This is a genomic window from Lysobacter sp. TAB13, from assembly GCF_052113885.1.
Lineage (GTDB): Bacteria > Pseudomonadota > Gammaproteobacteria > Xanthomonadales > Xanthomonadaceae > Lysobacter > Lysobacter gummosus.
The window spans coordinates 131529-152179 of record NZ_JBFRDR010000011.1; the positions used below are offsets into that span (position 1 = coordinate 131529).

General features: G+C 67.2%; 17 protein-coding genes. 3 read left to right on the forward strand and 14 right to left on the reverse strand.

Translation table 11 applies throughout. The annotated features are described in order from the left end of the window. Window positions 1-495: 495 nt before the first annotated feature. The 14 genes from AB4Y92_RS14845 to rlmE form a co-directional block, all read right to left on the reverse strand. Window positions 496-1440 carry a hypothetical protein gene (locus AB4Y92_RS14845; RefSeq protein WP_441820364.1) on the reverse strand — a complete coding sequence of 315 codons (945 nt, stop codon included), beginning with the start codon at window positions 1438-1440 and terminating at the stop codon, window positions 496-498. 84 nt (window positions 1441-1524) lie between these two features. Next, window positions 1525-2352 carry an NAD(P)H-dependent oxidoreductase gene (locus tag AB4Y92_RS14850; RefSeq protein WP_441820365.1) on the reverse strand — a complete coding sequence of 276 codons (828 nt, stop codon included), beginning with the start codon at window positions 2350-2352 and terminating at the stop codon, window positions 1525-1527. Window positions 2353-2602: 250 nt separating this feature from the next. Continuing rightward, on the reverse strand, window positions 2603-3895 hold the full coding sequence (locus AB4Y92_RS14855; protein ID WP_441820366.1) for an adenylosuccinate synthase: 1293 nt from the start codon (window positions 3893-3895) through the stop codon (window positions 2603-2605). Window positions 3896-4275: 380 nt separating this feature from the next. After that, a complete protein-coding gene (locus AB4Y92_RS14860; RefSeq protein WP_441820367.1) occupies window positions 4276-6030 on the reverse strand; it encodes a hypothetical protein in 1755 nt (584 codons plus the stop codon). A 475-nt stretch (window positions 6031-6505) separates the two neighbouring features. Next, window positions 6506-8206 carry a hypothetical protein gene (locus AB4Y92_RS14865; protein ID WP_441820368.1) on the reverse strand — a complete coding sequence of 567 codons (1701 nt, stop codon included), beginning with the start codon at window positions 8204-8206 and terminating at the stop codon, window positions 6506-6508. 558 nt (window positions 8207-8764) lie between these two features. Further along, window positions 8765-8956 (reverse strand): DUF2065 domain-containing protein, encoded by a 192-nt coding sequence (locus AB4Y92_RS14870; RefSeq protein ID WP_386791288.1) that lies wholly within the window; start codon window positions 8954-8956, stop codon window positions 8765-8767. 6 nt (window positions 8957-8962) lie between these two features. Next, window positions 8963-9829 (reverse strand): protease modulator HflC, encoded by an 867-nt coding sequence (gene hflC, locus AB4Y92_RS14875; RefSeq protein ID WP_057942199.1) that lies wholly within the window; start codon window positions 9827-9829, stop codon window positions 8963-8965. Next, the gene (hflK, locus tag AB4Y92_RS14880) at window positions 9826-10941 is read right to left on the reverse strand and encodes an FtsH protease activity modulator HflK (RefSeq protein WP_441820369.1); all 1116 of its coding nucleotides are present in this window, start codon (window positions 10939-10941) and stop codon (window positions 9826-9828) included. The genes hflC and hflK overlap by 4 nt, the downstream gene beginning before the upstream one ends. A gap of 141 nt (window positions 10942-11082) precedes the next feature. Next, complete coding sequence (hflX, locus tag AB4Y92_RS14885; protein ID WP_441820370.1) at window positions 11083-12381, reverse strand: ribosome rescue GTPase HflX; 1299 nt, start codon at window positions 12379-12381, stop codon at window positions 11083-11085. A 98-nt stretch (window positions 12382-12479) separates the two neighbouring features. Further along, window positions 12480-12752, reverse strand: coding sequence for an RNA chaperone Hfq (gene hfq / locus AB4Y92_RS14890; RefSeq protein WP_057942196.1), 273 nt, complete (start codon window positions 12750-12752; stop codon window positions 12480-12482). Window positions 12753-12944: 192 nt separating this feature from the next. Continuing rightward, on the reverse strand, window positions 12945-13934 hold the full coding sequence (gene miaA / locus AB4Y92_RS14895; RefSeq protein WP_441820371.1) for a tRNA (adenosine(37)-N6)-dimethylallyltransferase MiaA: 990 nt from the start codon (window positions 13932-13934) through the stop codon (window positions 12945-12947). A 1186-nt stretch (window positions 13935-15120) separates the two neighbouring features. Beyond that, window positions 15121-16020 carry a dihydropteroate synthase gene (folP, locus tag AB4Y92_RS14900; RefSeq protein WP_441820372.1) on the reverse strand — a complete coding sequence of 300 codons (900 nt, stop codon included), beginning with the start codon at window positions 16018-16020 and terminating at the stop codon, window positions 15121-15123. A gap of 268 nt (window positions 16021-16288) precedes the next feature. Continuing rightward, a complete protein-coding gene (gene ftsH, locus AB4Y92_RS14905) occupies window positions 16289-18184 on the reverse strand; it encodes an ATP-dependent zinc metalloprotease FtsH (protein ID WP_215056455.1) in 1896 nt (631 codons plus the stop codon). 162 nt (window positions 18185-18346) lie between these two features. Continuing rightward, window positions 18347-18994 (reverse strand): 23S rRNA (uridine(2552)-2'-O)-methyltransferase RlmE, encoded by a 648-nt coding sequence (gene rlmE / locus AB4Y92_RS14910; RefSeq protein WP_057942192.1) that lies wholly within the window; start codon window positions 18992-18994, stop codon window positions 18347-18349. A 78-nt stretch (window positions 18995-19072) separates the two neighbouring features. On the opposite strand from rlmE, the gene yhbY reads away from it, so the two are divergent. From yhbY to AB4Y92_RS14925, 3 genes are all read left to right on the forward strand, one after another. Further along, a complete protein-coding gene (yhbY, locus tag AB4Y92_RS14915) occupies window positions 19073-19378 on the forward strand; it encodes a ribosome assembly RNA-binding protein YhbY (protein ID WP_441820373.1) in 306 nt (101 codons plus the stop codon). 99 nt (window positions 19379-19477) lie between these two features. After that, entirely contained in the window at window positions 19478-19852 is a 375-nt protein-coding gene (locus AB4Y92_RS14920; RefSeq protein ID WP_441820374.1) for an Mth938-like domain-containing protein, read from the forward strand. Window positions 19853-19990: 138 nt separating this feature from the next. Further along, window positions 19991-20596 carry a hypothetical protein gene (locus AB4Y92_RS14925; protein WP_441820375.1) on the forward strand — a complete coding sequence of 202 codons (606 nt, stop codon included), beginning with the start codon at window positions 19991-19993 and terminating at the stop codon, window positions 20594-20596. The last annotated feature ends 55 nt before the right edge of the window (window positions 20597-20651 follow it).

The window sequence follows — 20651 nt, forward strand, 5'->3', positions numbered from 1 at the left end:
GCGCAGCCACCGCAGGATCGTCCGCCGCCGTCGGCGGACCCGGGGCCGGCGCCGCTCGCGGCGGTCGCCCCCTCGATCTGCAGGCGACCAGACGCCGCCGGAATCAACTTGAGTCCGGGTCAAAATGTGCCGGACAGCACACTTTTTAGATGAGGAAGCGTGAGGATTGTGTAGGAGCCGGGGGACGCAGGGGCCCGGCCAGGCCCGAAGGCGAGGGCTGCAACGGCCTAAGACCGCGACCTCTCCCTCTCCCTCCCCGCTTTCGGGGGTGACGGGCCGCGCTTGCGAGCCACCGGCTCGCGCGGCACCGAACACCCGACCGCTATGCGTTCGGGCCGGGGTGGGCTGGGGTGAGGGGGTGAGCGCCGTGGGCGCGATTGCTCTTGCTTGGATTTCTGCGACTACCCGCGCCCTCACCCCAACCCCTCTCCCGCGCGCGGGAGAGGGGCTCAAACGGGCTCCCGTCATCAGCAGATAGCTTTGTCAGCCCCGAGCTCAGGACGAATAATCGCCCACGCACTTCGACAACCGCTCTACCCCGCCCCACTGCTCGAAGCGGGCACGCGCCGCCGCGTCGATGCGCTCGGGCGTCATGAACGGCCGTTGCGTGTCGCGGGTGCCGGGGAAGATCAACACCGCCGCGCGCGGCACGGTCCAGCCGCGGCCGAGGAACGGCGGCTTGCCGCGCACTTCCAGATAGTTCTGCGGCAAGCCTTCGCGGCCCAGCAGCTTGCCGTTCAACGCGATCGACGCCTCGCCCAGTTGCCGCGACGGCCCGGAATCGCCGACCACCGCGAACACCACGCGATTCGTGCCGGGTACCATCGTCACCGCCAGATCGCCGACCTTGGCGCGCGCGGCGAACGGCGACGGCGCCTTGGGAATCACCAGCGCCGGCGTCAGCAAGGCATCGACGTAGTTGCCGATGTCGCAGGCATCGCTCATGCCCGGCGCATGCAGCGCGGTGGCCGAGACCAGGAAGCCATCGACCGCCGGACACGGCTTGCCGTTGCGGAAGGGAATGATCGAAGAGGAAATCCGCGTCGCCTGCAATTGCGCCGCGGGCCAGCCGGCGGCGCTGGCCTGCTCGGTCGCGATGCGTCGCGCGCGCAGCTGCGCGCTGGACAAACCCGCGCAAGCATCGCTCATCGCATTGCACAGATTGTTGAGCGCGACCCGCTCGCCCCAAAAATCGTCCACGCGATACGAACGGCGCGTACCGTCGGTGTTGACGTTGAGCGCTTCCACGAACAACAGCGACGCCGACTGCGGATCGGCCCACACCGCGGTGCGGCCGCCGTGCGCGTTGCCGTCGGTTTGCTGGAACGACAGGCTCATGCCGCATTGGGCGCCGCGCGCCGGTGCGGCGGCGGCGCAGACGATCAACGACAACGCCAGCGGCAAGCCGCGCTTGCCCCACCACGATGAATACGCGACCACGGCCCGCTCCTTGTGCCTTCCCGCTCAGGACAACGCCCGGCGCCGGCGCGGGCGGCCATCGCGGCGTGTATCAATCGCGACCGATCAGTCCCGCCCGGCCGCCACATGCAGGGCGAACCCTTGCGTTCCGGCCGGTTCCAACCCGGGCCTGAGCGTCATCGACGGCACCTCGTAATCGCCCGCGTTCTGCTGGCGGAACGCGATCGGCACGTCGGTCCATAAACCATCCAGGCGCTGGATCAGCCGTTCGCGGACGCCCGCGAACTGATCCTCGCCCATGCGATCGGTGCGGTAGACCACGAACGACGGCATCACCTCGAAGCCCGGGTAATGCAGCACGCCGTGGTTGATCGGAAACAACATGTCGTCGATCGGGCCGTTGATTCCGCGCGGGCCGTAGTGCTCTTCCCAACCGCCGGCGGTGACCGACAGCATCGCGCGCTTGCCGGCCATCCGGCCTTCGCCGTAGCGATCGCCCCAACGCCGGTCGGAATGTTCGCCCACGCCGTAAGCGAAGCCGTAGGCGTAAACGCGATCGACCCAGCCCTTGAGGATCGCCGGCATCGAGAACCACCACAGCGGAAACTGCAGGATCACCGCATCGGCCCAGCGCAGTTTGTCCTGCTCGCGGCGCACGTCGCCGGTCAGCGAGTCGCTGTCGAAGGCGCGGCGCGAATCGGCGGGAACGACCAGTTTCGCGGCGGCATCGCGCAACGGGAAATCGTCGCCATCGACGCTGGCCTTCCAGTTCTGCGCATACAGATCGCTGACCTCGACCTCGTGCCCGCGCGCGAGCAGGTGCTCGCGCGTCGCGTCCTTGAGCGCGCCGTTCAACGACGCCGGTTCCGGATGGGCGTAGACGATCAGTACGCGTTTGGAGTCGGTGGCGGTTTGCGGCGATTCGGAGTTCATGGCGATGGCAGGGAAGATTCGAGAGGCCCAACGATACAGGCGCATCGCGCTACGCAGGGTTCGCCCCGGACGCTTCATCGGGGACTATCAGGAACCAATCATTCGGCAGCCCCGCCTTGATCGACGGACGCGGTAACGGCGGCAACGGCGCGAACATTGCGCCGCCGTCCGCCTCAACGCCTGCCCAGGCCGCGCAAAAGAAAAGCCCCGCTTTCGCGGGGCTTTTCGATGAAACGGCAACGCCGCAGGCTTACGCCCAGGGATCGCGCAACACCATGGTGTGGTCGCGGTCCGGGCCGGTGGAGACGATCGCCACCTGGCAGCCGGCGAGTTCTTCCAACGCGCGCAGGTAAGCGCGCGCGGCCGGCGGCAGCTTGTCCCACTCGGTGATGCCGTGGGTGTTTTCGTCCCAGCCCGGGAACTCCAGGTAGACCGGCGTGCACTCGTCCCAGCCGGCCGCGTCCAGCGGCGCGTATTCGGTGCGCTTGCCGCGGTATTCGTAGGCGATGCAGATCTTCAAGGTCTTCATGCCGTCGAGCACGTCGAGCTTGGTGATGCACAGGCCGGTGATGCCGTTGATCGCCACGGCGCGCTTGAGCGCGACGATGTCGATCCAGCCGCAACGACGCGGACGGCCGGTGGTGGCGCCGTATTCCTGGCCGCGGTCGCGGATGCCCTGGCCGATTTCGTCGTCGAGTTCGGTCGGGAACGGGCCGCCGCCGACGCGGGTGGCGTAGGCCTTGGCGATGCCGAGCACGTAGTCGATCGAATCCGCGCCCACGCCGGTGCCGGCGAGCGCGCCGCCGACGGTGGTGTTGGACGAGGTGACGTACGGATAGGTGCCGTGATCGATGTCGAGCAACGAGCCCTGCGCGCCTTCGAACAACACGCGCTTGCCCTGCTTGCGCAGCTCGTGAAGGATGCCGGCGACGTCGGACTTCATCGGCTCGACGTATTCGCCGAAGGCCAGCGCTTCGTCCAGGGTCTGCTGGTAATCCACGCCTTCCACGCCCAGGTACTTGGTCAGCACGAAGTTGTGGTAATCCAGCGCGCTGCGCAGCAGCTCGGCGAGTTGGGCCGGGTAATGCAGGTCGGCCACGCGGATGCCGCGGCGCGCCACCTTGTCTTCATAGGCCGGGCCGATGCCGCGGCCGGTGGTGCCGATGGCCTTGCCGCCGGCGGCCTTTTCGCGGGCCTGATCCAGGGCGATGTGGTACGGCATGATCAGCGGCGTGGCCGGGCTGATCTTCAGGCGCGAACGCACTTCCACGCCGGTGGCTTCCAGCTCGCCGATTTCCTTGCGCAGCGCCGCCGGGCTCAGCACCACGCCGTTGCCGATCAGGCACAGCGCGCCTTCGCGCAGGATGCCGGAGGGGATCAGATGCAGCACGGTCTTCTTGCCGCCGATCACCAAGGTGTGGCCGGCGTTGTGGCCGCCCTGGAACCGCACGACCGCACCGATCTGCTCGGTCAGCAGATCGACGATTTTGCCCTTGCCTTCATCGCCCCACTGGGCACCGAGAACGACGACTGACTGACCCATGAGTCCAAACTCCTGCGCTTGCTGTGAAAGCGGCCTTGGCCGCGAGGTCCGCCATGGGCCAGTCGCAGCCGATGCCGCGCCACAGGGCCATGAACGGAAAAAAGCCGGCGGGGATGGCCCCGTCCGGCTTTTGTGCATTATCCGGACTTCGGGTGGCCAAGGCCACCCCAAAAACGGTCCGAAACGGTCGGCAGCCGCACGATCGGCGGTGTTTGTCCCGTTCCGTTCATGCTCAGGGGCCGCGAACGCGGCCCGCGGCGGCCCAAACCGAGGCTACCCGGCCGCTCTTGGCCCCGGGTAAAACGCGGGCCCGGCCTTGCGCCGGGCCCGCCATCGCCGCGCGGTCCGACGCGCCCGGCGATCTCAAACGCTTGCGGTCCTTACTTGCCCGGCGCGGGCGCCTGGCGTGCGTCGATGTAGTCGTCGATGCCGTTCTTGTTCTGATCCAGGCGCCGTCCGCTGAGCTGGTAGTAGGTGCGCGTGGTCAGCGGTCCCTTCACGTATTCGCGTTTTTCCGCGTTCCAGTAGGTCGCGTCGGGCTCGACCGTGTTGGCGGTGAAGTAGACGGTGGTGGCCGGGAACAGATCGATGTTGGTGCCCGGCCGGCAGTCGGCGGTATCGGGGCCGTTGAGGAAGCTGTCGGCCTGGGCCTTCTTGCAATCGTCGGCGGTGATCACCTCGTACACGTGGCGCGGCTGGTTGAGCTTGGCGATCGGCACGCTGATGCCCTTGCCCGGCGAGGTCTCGGCGATGCGCACCAAGGTGCGGGTGGTCTTCTCCCACGGCTCGAACGGTGCGCCGGTGAAATCGGCGATGCGGCCGTTGGCGACCATCTCATCCAGCGAAAGCACGCGCGGCAGTTCCTGCATCTGCAGGTTCTGCAGTTGCAACGGCCGCGCGGCGGCGCCGGCGACGTTGAACACGCCCAGGTTCAAGGTGCCGTTGACCGTGTCCAGGGTGCCGGCGTCGAAGGCGTGCAGGCGCGGGTTCAAGGCCATCGCCGTGCTCGACACGTCGCGCAGGGTGATGTCCTTGATCACGATCGGATTCAAGGTCGACAAATTGAAGTTCACCCCGGCGAAGGATGCACCGATGTGGAACAACACGCCGCCGGGCGCCTGTCCCGGAGGACCCGGCAGGCCGACGCAGCCGCCGGTGCCCCAGGCCGGATTCGGCGTGCTCCATTTGACGGTGTAGGGATAGTAGGTGCCACCCTGGAAGGTTTCCGCCGGGCCGATCGGGCCGATCACGGTCGGGGTGATCCACGGGCTGTTGCAGCCGCCGTAGGACCAGTCGATGGTCGGCGCGGTCGCCAGCGGATACAGCACGCGCAGTTCCAGGCTGTGCGCCGGCGCCGCGTTCGGATTGGCCAGATCCCAGTTCCACATGGTCTGCAGCGACAGGCCCAGGTTGGCGGCCAGGCTGGAGAATTCGGTATCGCTGAAATGACGGCGATAACCGGCGCGGTCCTCGGCGTTGAGGCTGCCGCCGGCCGGCATCATGTGGTGCTTGTAGGTGTCTTCGCCGGCGACCACCGTGGTGTTGTGGGCCAGGCCGTAGTTATGCCCGGCTTCGTGCGCGGCGGTGCCGCCGATCGAATTGGCCCAGCGGTCCAAGGTGGAGTTGGCGCCGTTGAGCGCGCCGCCGGGGCCGCCAGTCCAGTCCTGGTAGGTCTTGCCCCAGACGTAGGCGTAATCGACCGCGGTCGGATCGTTGGTATCGACTGCCTGGGCGATGCCGAACAAGCCGTCGGTGATGTCCGACTTGGTGGTCACCGCGACCGTGTTGCGGCGCGGGAAGGTGGTCGGCGGCAAGGTCGTCTGATCGAGCACCTGCACGTTGAACTCGCAGTAGTCGAGTTCGACCACGTGCTTGACCGCGCCGCGCAGCGCGGCGGTGGTGCCGGTGTAGCTGGGCAGGTCGGCGGCGTTGAACGGCGCGGCCGGATTGGTCGCCGACGCCGCCGAGAAGCCGAACGAGGGGTACGCCAACGGCGCGGTCGGGAACACCAGATAAAGCTTGTTGGCCTTGTTGGACGGGTTGTAGGCCGGGCACGTGGCCGCCAGCGCTGATCCGCTCAGCGACAACAGGGCGAGCGCGAGCGCGGTCCGGCGCAGAGGTAAGCATTCCTTCATGACGCTACTCCATGGTCGTGTAGGTGCTGCATTGGGTATGCGTCGCGGGCTCGCGCCGGAGCCGTCGCGCGGACGCGGCGGGTCGCATGGCCTGGCGTGGGCGGTGGCGACGGAAACGGCGCGATGCGCGCGGGGCCGAGCGGCCGTTGCCGTCGTCGAGCGCGTCCTTGCCGTGTTCCGTTCTAGGCCTGCGATGGTCCGCGCGACAGGGCGAAACCGGGTCGCGCCCGGGACAGGCCGGGAAGGTTTCGCGAGCGCGATTGCGCGGCGGTGATGCGGGTCTCGCTGCCGGCTTGATCGGCGTCGGATGCGGAGAGATTGCGTGAGCGGCCGGCGGGCGCGATTACGGCGGCTCGCGACGGAGGCGCCGGGCGTGGAAGCGCCCGACGCGCAAGCGCGACCAAACGCGAACCCGGCCTTGCGCCGAGTCGCCGCCGCGCCGCGATCCGCGCGGCGCGCCTTCACATCGCTCAGGTCACCGGGCCTGGCGCGCCTCGATGTAGTCGTCGATGCCGTTGCGGTTGCGGTCCAGGCGATGGCCGCTGAGCTGGTAGTAAGTGCGCGTGGTCAGCGCGCCGCGCAGGTACTGGCGCTTGCCCGGGTCCCAGTACGTCGCCTGGGGATCGGTGCTGTCGGCGGTGAAATAGACCGCCGTGGACGGGAACAGACCGACCACCGCGCCGCTGCCGCATCGCTTCGTGTCGACGATACGCAGGAAGCTGTCGTCGCAATCGGAAGTATCGACGACGTCGTAGTCGTGCCGCTCCTCCCCGACCTTGCCCGCCGGCACCGTCCAGGCTTCCGCCGGCGGTGTGGTCGTGCCGCCGAAGTCGCGATCGCCGCCCGGCCAGACCAGGACATCGCGTCCGTGCAGATCCAGCAGGCGGCCGCGCACGGTCAACTGTTCCTGCGCCAGCGGCCGCGCCAGTTCGCGCATGCGCAGGTTCTGCACGCGCAGCGGCACCGGCCCCGGGTTGGACACGCCGATGTTCCAGTTGCCGGCTTCGTCGAAGCTGCCGGCGTCGAAGGCGTGCACGCGCGGATTCAAACCCATCGCCTTGCCCGCGCCGTCGCGCAGCACCACGCTTTGCAGCAGCAACGATTCGGACGTGGACAAATCGAACTGACTCGCCATGAACGAAGCGCCGACATAGAAGCGCGCACCGCCCGCCGCCTGCCCCGGCGCGCCCGCGGCGCCGGCGCATTCGCCCGTGCCCCAGGCCGGATTGGGCGCGCTCCAGGTGATCAGATACGGGTAGTAGGTGCCGCCTTGCGCGCTTTCGGCCGGGCCGACCGGGCCGGTCACGACCGGCGCGAGCCAGGGGCTGCCGCAGCCGGCGTAAGCACCGTCGAGCGAAGGCGCGGTGCGCGAGGGGTGCAGCACGCGCAATTCGATACTGTGCGCCGCGGTCGCGTTGGGATTGACCAGTTCCCAGTTCCACATGGTCTGCATCGACAGGCCGAGATTGGCGGCCAGCCACGAATATTCCCTGTCGCCGAAATAGCGATCGCCGCCGGCGCGGGTTTCCGCGTCGATGCCGCTGCCGGCCGCCATCAGATGCTGCCGCACGTCGGCCTTGTCGATCGCCGCGCTGTGCGCCAAGCCGTAGTTATGCCCGGATTCGTGCGCGGCGGTGCCGGCGATCGCGTTGGCCCAGCGCTGCAGGGTCGAATTGGCGCCGCTCAACGCGCCGCCAGCCCAGTCCTGGTAGGTCTTGGCCCAGACGTAGGAATAATCGACCGCTTCGCGATCGCCGACATCGGTGTTTTGCGAATAACCGAACAAGCCCTCGGACACATCGGATGCGGTGGTTACCGCGACGATATTGCGATGAGCGTGGATCGCCGGCGGCAAGCTCGCGGTATCCAGCACCTGCACGTTGAGTCCGCAGTAATCCTGCGCGACCGCATCGGTGATCGCCTCGCGCAACGCGTCGGTGGAGCCGCTGAAACCCGGCAGGTCGGCGGCGGAGAACCGCGCCGCCGGATCGGTCGCCGAGGCGGCGGAAAAACCGAATGAGGGATAGCTCAGCGGCGCGGACGGAAACAGCAGATACAGCTTGTGCGTCTTCTCGTCCGGATGCGCGGACGCGCAGGTGGCGGCCAGCGCCGAACCGCTCAACGACAACAGTGCAAGGGCCAGCGCGCTGCGGCGCAATGACGATGATTCCTTCATGGGACTACTCCAAAGGTCGATGGTACAGCGGGGTTGCGTCGCGACCGCATCCAGCGCCGCCGCCGTTCAAGCGCGGCGGCGCGCCAACCCGAAGCCATGCGATCGCGACGAAAACCGGGCAGTGCGCGGTGCATTCCAGGGCCGGCACGCCGGCCCCGCGCTCGCTGTATCACCGTCGGTTTTTGGCGTGCATTCGCGCTGGAAACAGCGCGAAGGCAGGAACGAATGTGGACGCAAAGGGACGCTTTCGCATTGTCGCCGGCGATCGTCGCAGTTGAGTGACCGCGGTCACGCCGCGGCCATTGCCGCTGTCGAATGCGGGCGATTTATGCGAGTGCGTGCCGGAGCGGACACGGGCTGGCACCTTGCAGCCGCACGCATGGTGTATCAGCCGGTCGGACTACTACACGGCTGAGTCGCACGATTGAATGGATGGCCGGGATGAATGCGCCGAAGCGGCGAGCGAATCGTCCGGCTGATTCGACGCGCCGAATCACGCGATCGAACCGCGCTGTGAACAAGCCCGCCGAACGCACGACGCGCCCGCGGGCTTTCCGATCAGACCGCGCGCAACACCCACAACGCGATCACCGCCACCGCCACCACGATCCCGCCGACGATGCGCAGCTGTTTATCGGGCAACGCCTGCAACTGTTCGGCCGCGCGCTTCCAGCCGTTTGGCGCGACGAACAGGAACAGGCCTTCGAGCACTGCGACCAAGCACAGCGCCCGGATCAATTCGCCGATCACGTCCGATCAGCGATCGGACTTGAGGTATTGCAGGAACGGATCGTCGCGGTCGAGCACGATCACGCTCTGGCCGTCGGCGAAGGACTTGCGATACGACTCCAGGCTGCGCTGGAAGGCGAAGAACGCCGGATCCTTGGACGCGGCCTCGCCGTACAGGCGGGTGGCCTCGGCATCGCCTTCGCCGCGTTGACGCTGGGCGTCGCGCTCGGCTTCGGCCAGGATCACGGTCTTGTCGCGGTCGGCGGTGGCGCGGATCGCCTGCGCCTGCTCCACGCCCTCGGCGCGCAACTGGCTGGCGACCTGCAGACGCTGCGAGCGCATCTGGTTGTAGACCGAGGCCAGCACGTTGCTGTCCTGCGGCAGATCGATGCGCTTGATGCGGATGTCCTTGATCTTGATGCCGAGCGTGGCCGCGCCCTTGTTGATGGTTTCCAGCTGCTTGCCGATCACCGCTTCGCGATCGCCCTTGACCACGTCGAGCAGCTTGAGCGAGTTGATCTCGTTGCGCAGCGAATCGCGGATGATCGGCGCGACGCGCTCGACCGCCACGTCTTCGTCGCCGCCGGTGGCCTGGAAGAACTTGCGCATGTCGTCGATCTGGCCCAGCGCGAAGAAATCCACGCTGACGTCCAGCTTGTCCGCGGTCAGGTAACGCTCGGGCTCGGAGTTGAGGATCTTCAGGCGGCGGTCGAACACGCGCGCCGATTCAATCAGCGGCCACTTGAAGTGCAGGCCGGGGCCGAGCTCTTCGCCGCTGACGATGGTGCCCAGGCGGAACACGATCGCGCTCTGGCCGGCCTTGACCACGAACACCGAGCCCAGCAAGGCCAGCAGCAGGGCCACGCCCGCTGCAATCAGGGCAGGAACTCTCATCGCATCACCTCATCGCGGGTCTTCGGACGCGGCGGACGGCCGACGTTGGGAACGGTGGAGAGCGAGTCGGTCGCGGTGACCGGGCTCAGCAGCTCGGGCTGGGCCAGCGGCACGCTGACCGGGCCCGGCGTGACCGGCACGCCGCCGCGATCGGACATCGGCACGTAGATCATCTGGCGCGAATCGCCGCCGACGATCTTGCGGTTCTGGCTCAGCACGTCCTGCACGGTGTCCAGCCACAAACGCTTGCGGGTGACGTCCGGCGCGTTCTTGTACTGATCGACCAGCAGCGAGAAGCGGGTCGCGTCGCCCTGCGCGCGCGCCACGACCGAGGTCTTGTAGCCTTCGGCGGTGGTGCGGATGCGCTGCGCGTCGCCGCGCGCTTCGGGCACGATCTGCTTGGCGTAGGCCTGGGCCTGGTTGATCGAGGTGGTCTTGTCGGCGTTGGCGCGCTGGGCTTCGTCGAAGGCGTCCTTGACGTCGTCCGGCGGGCGCGCGTTGGGCAGGTTGAGTTCGGTCACGGTCAGACCGGTCTCGTAATCCTTCAGCGAACCCTGCAGGCGCTGGCGCACCTGGGTGGTCAGCAGGCTGCGCGCGCCAAGCACGGTGTCCAGGTCGGAACGGCCGATCTGCTCGCGCACCGCGCTCTGCGCGGCCTGCTTGAGCACGTCGTCGGGCGCGCGCGAACCGAACAGGTACTTGTACGGCGACTCGATCCGGTACTGGACGTTGATCTCGACGTTGACCATGTTGCCGTCGCGGGTCAGCACCGGCATGGTCTCGCTGTAGGCCTTGCTCTGGGTGGCGTTGATCTTGGTGACGCTCTCGATCGGCCACGGCGCCTTGAAGTGCGGGCCGGGCTGGAGCACGCGCGAGAACTGGCCGAAGCGCAGGACCACGCCGCGTTCCTGCTCGGTCACCAGGACGAAGCAGTTGAACAGCAGCCACAGGCCGATCAGCAGCGCGACCCAGCGCAGGATGCCGCCGCCCCCGTTGCCGAACAGCCCGCGCAGGGGCTCGATCAGCGCGTCCAGGCCGCGGCCTGGGGGTTTGCGTTGCCGCGACGGTCGGTTGTCGCCGGAATTGTCACTGCCGGGGGTGTTCCAGGCCATGCCTGCTCCTAAAGAAGTGGACGCCAGACGGGACATCCTGTCCTGCCTGCTGCGCCGGCCGCGACACTGATCGCGGCCGGCCCCCGGCGCAAGGGCGCCGCGGCGATCCGCGCGCATTCATGGCGCGCGAACCTGTCGATTCTAGGTGGGGGCCTGGGCGGCCTCAAGCAAGGGCCGCAAAACCTCGCCGTGCGCCTGCACGAACAGGCGCTGGGCGTCGGCCACGGCGAGGTCAACCTCGACCAGCCAGCCGAGCTCGTCGGCCTGCTCGGCGCGCACCGCGCCGAGTTCGTGCAGGCGCGCGCGCAGCTTCGCCGCCTGCGGCACGATGCGCACGCTGCCCTGCACGTGGCGCAGCTGCAGGGCTTCGCCCAGCGCGGTGCGCAGCAGGTCCAGGCCCTGGCCGTCGCGGGCGGAGACCCAGACCCGGTTCTTTTCCTCGCCCGGGCGGTCGATGCGCGCGGCCACGCCGTCGAGCCGGTCGATCTTGTTGAACACCAGCACCTGCGGCAGATCGCCGGCGCCGATTTCGCTGAGGACTTCATCGACCTGGGCGATGCGCTCGTCGCGCAGCGGGTCGGCGGCGTCGATCACGTGCAGCAGCAGGTCGGCCTCGCGCGCTTCCGACAGGGTCGAGCGGAACGCGGCGACCAAATCATGAGGCAGGTCGCGCACGAACCCCACCGTGTCGGCCAGCACCGCGGCGCCGCCGGACAGATCGATGCGGCGCACGGTCGGGTCCAGAGTCGCGAACAACTGGTCGGCGGCGTAGGCGTCGGCGCCGGTCATGGCGTTGAACAGGGTCGATTTGCCGGCGTTGGTGTAACCCACCAGGGCCACGCGCGGCAGTTCGCTGCGCATGCGCGCGCGGCGCATCTGGGTGCGCTGCACTTCGACCTTGTCCAGGCGTTTTTGCAGTTGCTCCAGGCGCTTTTGCAGCAGCCGGCGGTCGGTTTCCAGCTGGGTTTCGCCGGGACCGCGCAAGCCGATGGAGCCGCCGCGCTGGCGCTCCAGGTGGGTCCAGCCGCGGATCAGGCGGGTGGACATGTGCTTGAGCTGGGCCAGTTCGACCTGCAGCTTGCCCTCGGCGCTTTGCGCGCGCTGGGAAAAGATGTCCAGGATCAGGCCGGTGCGATCGACCACGCGGCGCTCCAGCAGGCGCTCGAGGTTGCGCTCCTGGCCGGGCGACAGCGAGTGGTTGACCAGGATCAGGTCGGCGCCGCTGGCGTCGGCCGCGGCCTTGACCTCGTCGAGCTTGCCGCTGCCGATCAGGGTGGCCGCGTTGGGCCGGTCGATGCGCGCGGTCAGCACGGCGGCCACGGAGGCGCCGGCCGATCGCGCCAGGTCGGCGAACTCTTCCAGCAGGTCCTCATCCGGCGCGCCGCCGGCATGAGGCTGGATCAACAGGGCGTGTTCGCCCTTTTTAGAACGCTCGAACATCAGTCGGATGGGTGCTCAAAGAAGTGAGGAACAGGCAGAACGAACTCATATGGAGGCGCCGCGCCGGTTTCTCAATTCTCCACCGCCCGCTCCGGCGTTTATTCGGCTTCTTCGCCGTTGTCGCTGCCGTCGGCGGACTGCACATAGCCGCCGCCCGGGCCGACGCGGACGTTGCGCGCGGGGACCACGGTGGAAATGGCGTGCTTGTAGACCATCTGGCTTACGGTGTTGCGCAACAGCACCACGAATTGGTCGAAAGATTCGATGGTGCCCTGCAACTTGATGCCGTTGACCAGGTACACCGAGACCGGTACGCGTTCGCGACGCAGCGCATTCAGGAAAGGATCCTGCAGGGATTGCCCCTTAGACATCTTCTAGTTCCCCAGCATGTTCTAGTTATTAGGACGGCGCGCCCCGCTCCGGCGGGTTCCCAGTGTGCCCCGGGAGGCCCGAAGGCGGGTGCTTCCGTATCGCCGGCTGTTGTCCCCACAGGGGCGACTGCCCGATGTTAACGCAAGTGCAAGCAAACATTGCGACCCGGTTCCGGGTTTGCGCGCTCCATTCTATGCGGCGCCTGTCCCTTCGCGCAGCCGCCCGGGCGCGAACAGCCTCAGGGCGTATGCGAGTTCCGCCGCGTCGCGCAAAGGATCGAACCAGCGCGCGTCAAGCTCGCCGCGCAGCCAGGTCAACTGGCGCTTGGCCAACTGCCGGGTGGCGAAAACCCCGCGGTCGCGGAACTCGGCCGCGGCGTAGGCGCCGTTCAGATGTTCCCAGGCCTGGCGGTAGCCGACCGCGCGGATCGCCGGCAGTTGCAGCGGTTGCGGGTGCGCCTGCAAGCCCGGCAGTTCGCGCAGGCGCCGGACTTCGTCGAGGAAGCCGGCCTCCAGCATCTGGTCGAAGCGGCGTTCGATCCGCCCGTGCAGCACCGCGCGATCGGCCGGCGCCAGCACCAGCTTGAGTACGCGGTACGGCAGCCGCGGCGCCTGCGCCGAGGCGCGGCGCCAATCGCTGATGCCGCGGCCGGACAGCCGATAGACCTCCAGCGCGCGCTGGATGCGCTGGGCGTCGGTGGCGTGGATGCGCGCGGCGGCCTCCGGGTCGATCGCCACCAACTGCGCGTGCATGGCGTCCCAGCCCTGCTCGGCGGCTTCGGCGCTGATCCGCTCGCGCATCGAAGGATCGGCCTCGGGCATGTCCGACAGCCCGTGCAGCAGGGCGTGGAAGTACAGGCCGGTACCGCCGGCGAGGATCGGCACCCGCCCGCGCGCGACGATCTGATCCATGGCCCGGCGCGCGTCGAGCGCGAACTCGGCGGCCGAGTAGGTCTGCCAGGGATCGCGCAGGTCGATCAGGTGATGCGGGATTTGCGCCTGCTCCGCCTGAGTGGGCTTGGCCGCGCCGATGTCCAGGCCGCGGTAGACCAGGGCCGAATCGACGCTGACGATCTCCCCGTCCAGGCGCTGCGCCCAGTCCAGCGCGAGCGCGGTCTTGCCCGAGGCGGTCGGCCCCATCAGGGCGATGGCGAGTGGGCGCGGGTCGGAGGAAGCGGTCATGCGGGCGGCGAGGCGAAACGAGCCGGAAGCCTCGCACAGGCACGGGCGCGACGAAAGCCGCGGCACGCCCCGCCTGGCGGATGCTGGCCGTCCGGCCGGTTCCCCACAGATCGTGTGGAGAACCACTGGGGCAAGCCTGTTGATAAGCGCCCGCAGCCCAGGCCCCGCAACGGCTTGCGGCGGTTTGTCGGTTTTTTGACCACTCGGTCACGGTTGTCCACACAGCCTGTGGACAAGCCTGCGGACAGATTCCGGATCAACCTGCGCGAAGCGTTGCGGCATAAGCATTGCAAGAGGGTTGGCGAAAAATTGACCACTCAATTTTCTTGACTTCGATCGCGCGATCGGCGTGTTGGCTCGCGCGCGGCCGATGCGCTCGCGCGAGCGTCGATTGCGATTTCCACAGAGTCTGTGGACAAGCTTGAGGACACCGATGTGGAGTCGGTGCTGCAGGCCTTGCGCTGCAAGGGGCCGCGTATGTTTGGACATTTTTTGACCGCACAAATCGCTTGACAGGACGATGCGATTCGGCGGGTGCGCGATGAATGCTTGAAGACGCTGTCGCGTCGGCATCGCATCGAGCGCGCATCGCAATCGATGCGGCGGCGAGCGCGCTTGTTCGTCGCACCGCGCGGACGCGAGCGCTGTCCACAATGCCTGTGGACAAGCCTGCGGACAGGCATGTGCGGTTTGCGCTGAGCGCCTTGCCTGACAAGGGCCCGAGTAACTATGGACAAATTTTAGCCAACGATTTCGTTTGACTTTTTCGCGTTTGCGCGCATGCGTTCGAGCGGCGGCGCGATGCAGAATCGTTCGTGGATTGCAAGCGATTTCGAGAGTGCCGGCGCATCGTCGCCGGCGGGTTCACGCAGCGAATTTTTATGTCCACAAACGCTGTGGACAAACCTGCGGATACACGCATTGGCATCGTGTTTCACGCCTTATGCCGCAAGGGCTCGGCCACTATGGCTAAATTTTAGCCAAGGCGATTTCGCGTCGTGCGCAGCGAATTTCCGAGCGTCGTGTCGGCGTCGATTTTCCGCGAGCGATGCGGGTCGCTGCCGTGAGATCGCGGTTTCGTCAAGGCTCTGGATTCGCGTCGCTTGTACCCGGAGATACGCGCTTGCCGCAGACACGCGATGCGCACCACTCATGCCATCGCCCTGGCATCGCCGGCAACCCGGTGTTATTCGTCGTCAGGCCACTTCGGCATCGCCGATGCCGCGGCGCGCTTGGGCATCTGCTGCGCCGCCACCGCGGCCCAGACTTTGAGCGCATCCACGGTCGCGGCGACATCGTGCACGCGCAGCAGCATCGCGCCGCGCTGCGCCGCGATCAGATGCGCGGCGACCGAGCCGTGCACGCGCTCGCGCGCGTCCTCGCGCCCGGTCAGCTCGCCGATGCTGCGCTTGCGCGACAGGCCCGCCAGCAACGGCACGCCGAGTTCGGTGAAGCGTTCCAGCTGCGACAGCAGGGTCAGGTTGTGCTGCAGGGTCTTGCCGAAGCCGAAGCCGGGATCGACCACGATGCGCTTCTTGGCGATGCCGGCCATCTCGGCGGCGAAGATGCGTTCGGCCAGGAAGCGGTGCACTTGCGCGACGACATCGTCGTACTCGGGTTGCTGCTGCATCGAGCGCGGCTCGCCCAGCATGTGCATGAGCACCACCGGCACGCCGAGTTCGGCCGCGGCATCGAGCGCGCCTTCGCGGCGCAGCGCGTAGACGTCGTTGATCAGGCCGGCGCCGGCGGCGACCGCGGCGCGCATGACCTCGGGCTTGGAGGTGTCGATGCTGATCGGCAGCGAGGTCTCGCGCGCCAGCCGCTCGATCACCGGAATCGTGCGGCGCAGTTCTTCCTCCAGCGGGACTTCGTCGGCGCCAGGACGGGTGGACTCGCCGCCGATGTCGAGCGCGTCCGCGCCCTCCTCCGCCAGCCTCAGGCCGTGCGCGACGGCCGCTTCGAGCGTGTCGTGGGCGCCGCCGTCGGAGAAGGAATCGGGCGTGACGTTGACGATGCCGAGTACGCGCGGGCGATCGAGCGTGAGGCGGCGGCCGTTGCAGTCCAGAGTCGGGGCGAGGTCGAACATGGGCGGTTCCGGGCGGGCGGCGATGATTGGAATGCTAACCGCTGGTGGACTGTGTGGGTTCGCTAAGGGGCGATGGGGGCTGATCGAAGAGCATCGGGGCTGAAGCCCCTCCCACAAAAGACTTCCGGGATGCACGAGGTCTTTTGTGGGAGGGGCTTCAGCCCCGATGCTTTTCGTTCAAACACCGGACACCCCAAATAGAAAACGCCGGAGCAAGCCCCGGCGTTCCCGTTCTCTCAGCGATGTCCGCTTACGCGGCCCAATCCGATCAAGTCTGCGCCGCAGGCCCACCGATCGCGCCCGGACGGTTGTCGTCCTTGGACACCTTGCCCGACTTGGCCCAATCCGCCGGCGGGCCCGGCTCGCGGCCGGCCATGATGGCGTCGATCTGGGTCGCGTCGATGGTTTCGTACAGCAACAACGCGTCGGCCATGATGTGCAGCTTGTCGAGGTTGTCCTTGAGGATCTGCGAGGTGCGGCCGTAAGCCTTGTCCAGAATCCCGCGCACGACTTCGTCGATGCGGCGCGCGGTCTCGTTGGACACGTTCTTGTGCTGGGTGACCGAACGGCCGAGGAAGACTTCGTCTTCTTCTTCGCCGTAGGCGATCGGGCCCATCTCGTCGCTCAGGCCCCACTTGGTGACCATGTTGCGGGCCATCTTGGTCGCGCGCTCGATATCGTTGGACGCGCCGGTGGTGACCTTGTCCACGCCGAAGATCAATTCCTCCGCGACGCGGCCGCCGTACAGCGAGCACAGCTGCGATTCGATCGCCACGCGGTTCATCGAGTACTTGTCGCCTTCGGGCAAGTACATGGTCACGCCCAGGGCGCGGCCGCGCGGAATGATGGTGACCTTGTAGACCGGGTCGTGTTCGGGCACGACGCGGCCGACGATGGCGTGGCCGGCTTCGTGATACGCGGTGAGCTTCTTCTCGTCCTCGCTCATCGCCATCGAACGGCGCTCGGCGCCCATCAGAATCTTGTCGCGCGCCTTGTCGAAGTGCTCCATGCGCACGTCCTTGGCGTTCTCGCGCGCGGCGAACAAAGCCGCCTCGTTGCACAAGTTGGCGAGGTCGGCGCCGGAGAAACCCGGGGTGCCGCGGGCGATGGTCATCGGCTCGACGTCTTCGTGCAGCGGCAGCTTGCGCATGTGCACGCGCAGGATCTGCTCGCGGCCCTTCACGTCGGGCAGGCCGACCACGACCTGGCGGTCGAAACGGCCCGGACGCAGCAGCGCCGGATCGAGCACGTCGGGGCGGTTGGTCGCGGCGATCACGATCACGCCTTCACCGCCTTCGAAACCGTCCATCTCGACCAGCAACTGGTTGAGGGTCTGCTCGCGCTCGTCGTGACCGCCGCCCAGGCCGGCGCCGCGATGACGGCCGACCGCGTCGATTTCGTCGATGAAGATGATGCACGGCGCGTGCTTCTTGGCTTGCTCGAACATGTCGCGCACGCGGCTGGCGCCGACGCCGACGAACATTTCCACGAAGTCCGAACCGGAGATCGAGAAGAACGGCACCTTGGCCTCGCCGGCGATGGCGCGGGCCAGCAGGGTCTTGCCGGTGCCGGGCGGGCCGACCATCAGCACGCCGCGCGGGATCTTGCCGCCCAGCTTCTGGAACTTGGACGGATCGCGCAGGAACTCGACCAGCTCGCCGACTTCTTCCTTGGCCTCGTCGCAGCCGGCGACGTCGGCCAGGGTCACCTTGACCTGGTCCTCGCCCTGCAGCTTGGCCCGCGAGCGGCCGAAGCTCATCGCGCCCTTGCTGCCGCCCTGCTGCATCTGGCGCATGAAATAGACCCAGATGCCAATGAACAGCAGCCACGGCAGCACGTTGATCAGAATCATGATCAGCGAGGGGCTGCTCGACGGCGGGGTCTGCTCGGTGACGACCTTATGGTTGATCAGGTCGTTGATCAGGTAGGGATCGCGCGTGCTGTAGGTCGTGAACGAGCTGTCGTCCTTGCGCTTGCCCGTGATCGTCGCACCGTCATCGGAGATCTTGACCTCCTTGATGCGGTCGGTCTGAACCTGGTTGATGAACTGGTCGTAGGCGAGCACTTCGGTCCCCGGCGTGCGCGGACCGAACGCCTGGAACACCACCATCAGCACGACGGCGACGATCACCCAGAGCAGCAGATTCTTGGCCAAATCGTTCATGTATTTCCTACCCTGCGACCCCACAGGCTATGTGGGGGGTCTCGTGTCCTCCGACGCCTCGTGCGCCGGCGGTAACGCCCAGATTGTCACACACCCGTCGCCGGGCACTTGCCGAGATTCGGCCGGTTCAGCGCCCGGTGCAATCACCCGTTAGCCCAAGGCTCAGGTCATCGCGGCCTTTTTGCCCTGCGCCAGCGCGTAAACCTCCGGCGACCGCTTGCGCGAAGCCGCCGGCTTGCGGATCGACACCTTGGCGTAGCGACGGCGCAGTTCGCGCACGTAATCGTCGAAGCCCACGCCCTGGAACAGCTTGATCAGGAACGTGCCCTCGACCTTCAGGTGCCGGTCGGCGAAATCCATCGCCAGCTCCGAAAGGTGCATCGCCCGCGGCAGGTCAACCGCATCCACGCCACTCATATTGGGGGCCATGTCGGACAGCACAAGGTCCACGCTCTGCCCGCCCACGCTGGCTTCCAGCTGGGCCAGGACCTCGTCTTCGCGGAAATCGCCGAGAATGAAATCGACCCCGGCCAAGCCGGGCATCTCCAGGATGTCCAGGGCGATGACCCGTCCGGGCTGGCGCGGGTTCATCCGGTCCAGCTCGCTGCGGACCCATTGCGACCAGCCGCCGGGCGCGGCGCCCAGATCGACCACGATCATCCCGGGCTTGAGCAGGCGGTCGCGTTCGACCAGTTCCTCTAATTTATAGGCCGCGCGCGAGCGCAAGCCTTCGGCCTTGGCCTTCTTTACGAAGGGGTCGGAGAAGTGTTCCTTGAGCCAGCGCTGGCTGGATTTGCTGCGGGTCGCCATGAGCGGGCGGCCGTCCCGGTGGGGGTTGGGGACGCCATGATACCCTGAGCGCCCTTTCCGCTCCGTTCGTGTGACCAGATGCCGACCCTGCTGACCTCCGCCCAGACCCGCTTCCTGCGCGGACTGGCCCACGACCTCAAAGCGATGCTCCAGGTCGGCGGTAAGGGGGTGACGGATTCCTTGGTCGCCGAAATCGACCTGGCCCTGGAACACCACGAGCTGATCAAGGTGAAGGTCGGCGCCGACGACCGCGAAGTCCGAGACTCACTGATCGCTGAGATCGCCCAGCGCACCGAGTCCGCCCTGGTCCAGCGCATCGGCCACACCGCCGTGCTGTACCGGCCGAGCAAGGAAAAGCGGCAGATCGTGTTGCCGCGCGCCTGATAAAGCCGGGAATGGGGAATCGAGAATAGGGAATCGGTTACCCCCTCCTCTCTAATTGGCTTTATCGATTCCCGATTCCCCATTCCCGATTCCCGCCCCATGCAGCTGACCCTCGAACGCCCCGACCACGAATTCTTTCTGCGCGGCGCCGACGGCCAGGCCGCGCTGGTGAACGATCGCCGGATCGAGCGCAGTTTCGTGCTGGCGCCGAACCGCCTGGTCGAAGACTGGGCCGTGGGCGAGGTGCGCTCACTGACGATCGAAGACCTGGAACCCTTGTTCGCGCTGGAGCCGGAGCTGATCGTGCTCGGCTGCGGCGCCACCCAGGCGTTCCCGCCGGCCGCGACCCTGGCCGCCTGCCTGCGCCGCGGCGTCGGCCTGGAGTCGATGACCAACGCCGCCGCCGCGCGCACCTTCAACGTGCTGGCCGGCGAAGGCCGGCGCGTGGTCGCGGGGTTCGTGCTCGGGGCGTGAGTCGCCGCGCCGGTCCGCGTCTGCGGCTCGACCCCTCCGACTTCTTGTCCACGAGCCGCGCAAACTGGCGCGAGCACGGCGTCGGCGCTATAAAAGTGCATCGCGGCGGATGATCGCGAATTGCACCGAGGGCTCGGCATGGCCGCAAGCGATAGCACGGACGATATCGACAGCGCGCCGCTGGATTCGCGCGAGCTGGACTATTTGCGTTCGCAAGTTTCCACGATACCTCCGAGGCTGTTGTTGATCGGCGTGCTGATCGCGGTCGCGGTTGGCCTGGGGATCGTGATCGCCTCGCCGGAGCTGCACGACTACGGGTCGCTGTTCGAGTTCGGCGTGCTGTTTCTGTTCGGGCCGTTGGTGATGTTGTCGGTCTATCACAATCAGCAGGCGCTGCGCGCGGATCTGGCCGGCGGCGTCAAACTTTGGCGAGACGGCTATGTGCATGCGCTGCGGGCGAGCGAGGACAGCGATACCGGGCGGACCCACTACAGTGTCGAGATTGCGATCGATCCCAGGCCTGATAGCGATCCCGATCCGCAGTCGCCCATGAGCTTCCGGGTTCCGTCGGCCTGTTATCACGCGGTCGCGCAAGGCGATCGCGTCCGGATCGCCTATACGCCGCGCCAAGCTGAGCTGTTGAATCTGATCAACGGCAACTACGAGTACGTCATCCTCGATGGGCACGGCAAGATGATTTCGTCGCCGCCGGATGCCGCAACCGGGAAATCGTCGACGGGTTGAAGCCGCCCCTCTGTCCGGCGCGACAAGTAAGGCTCGCGCATGGGCTCAACGAAGA

What these genes read in the sequence shown, in the direction of transcription:
- miaA (WP_441820371.1), bottom strand. Translation starts at nt 13,934, where the DNA reads ATGACCGCTTCCTCCGACCCGCGCCCACTCGCCATCGCCCTGATGGGG.
- AB4Y92_RS14920 (WP_441820374.1), top strand. Translation starts at nt 19,478, where the DNA reads ATGCAGCTGACCCTCGAACGCCCCGACCACGAATTCTTTCTGCGCGGC.
- ftsH (WP_215056455.1), bottom strand. Translation starts at nt 18,184, where the DNA reads ATGAACGATTTGGCCAAGAATCTGCTGCTCTGGGTGATCGTCGCCGTC.
- yhbY (WP_441820373.1), top strand. Translation starts at nt 19,073, where the DNA reads ATGCCGACCCTGCTGACCTCCGCCCAGACCCGCTTCCTGCGCGGACTG.
- AB4Y92_RS14865 (WP_441820368.1), bottom strand. Translation starts at nt 8,206, where the DNA reads ATGAAGGAATCATCGTCATTGCGCCGCAGCGCGCTGGCCCTTGCACTG.
- hfq (WP_057942196.1), bottom strand. Translation starts at nt 12,752, where the DNA reads ATGTCTAAGGGGCAATCCCTGCAGGATCCTTTCCTGAATGCGCTGCGT.
- AB4Y92_RS14850 (WP_441820365.1), bottom strand. Translation starts at nt 2,352, where the DNA reads ATGAACTCCGAATCGCCGCAAACCGCCACCGACTCCAAACGCGTACTG.
- folP (WP_441820372.1), bottom strand. Translation starts at nt 16,020, where the DNA reads ATGTTCGACCTCGCCCCGACTCTGGACTGCAACGGCCGCCGCCTCACG.
- rlmE (WP_057942192.1), bottom strand. Translation starts at nt 18,994, where the DNA reads ATGGCGACCCGCAGCAAATCCAGCCAGCGCTGGCTCAAGGAACACTTC.
- hflK (WP_441820369.1), bottom strand. Translation starts at nt 10,941, where the DNA reads ATGGCCTGGAACACCCCCGGCAGTGACAATTCCGGCGACAACCGACCG.
- AB4Y92_RS14855 (WP_441820366.1), bottom strand. Translation starts at nt 3,895, where the DNA reads ATGGGTCAGTCAGTCGTCGTTCTCGGTGCCCAGTGGGGCGATGAAGGC.
- AB4Y92_RS14925 (WP_441820375.1), top strand. Translation starts at nt 19,991, where the DNA reads ATGGCCGCAAGCGATAGCACGGACGATATCGACAGCGCGCCGCTGGAT.
- hflC (WP_057942199.1), bottom strand. Translation starts at nt 9,829, where the DNA reads ATGAGAGTTCCTGCCCTGATTGCAGCGGGCGTGGCCCTGCTGCTGGCC.
- AB4Y92_RS14860 (WP_441820367.1), bottom strand. Translation starts at nt 6,030, where the DNA reads ATGAAGGAATGCTTACCTCTGCGCCGGACCGCGCTCGCGCTCGCCCTG.
- hflX (WP_441820370.1), bottom strand. Translation starts at nt 12,381, where the DNA reads ATGTTCGAGCGTTCTAAAAAGGGCGAACACGCCCTGTTGATCCAGCCT.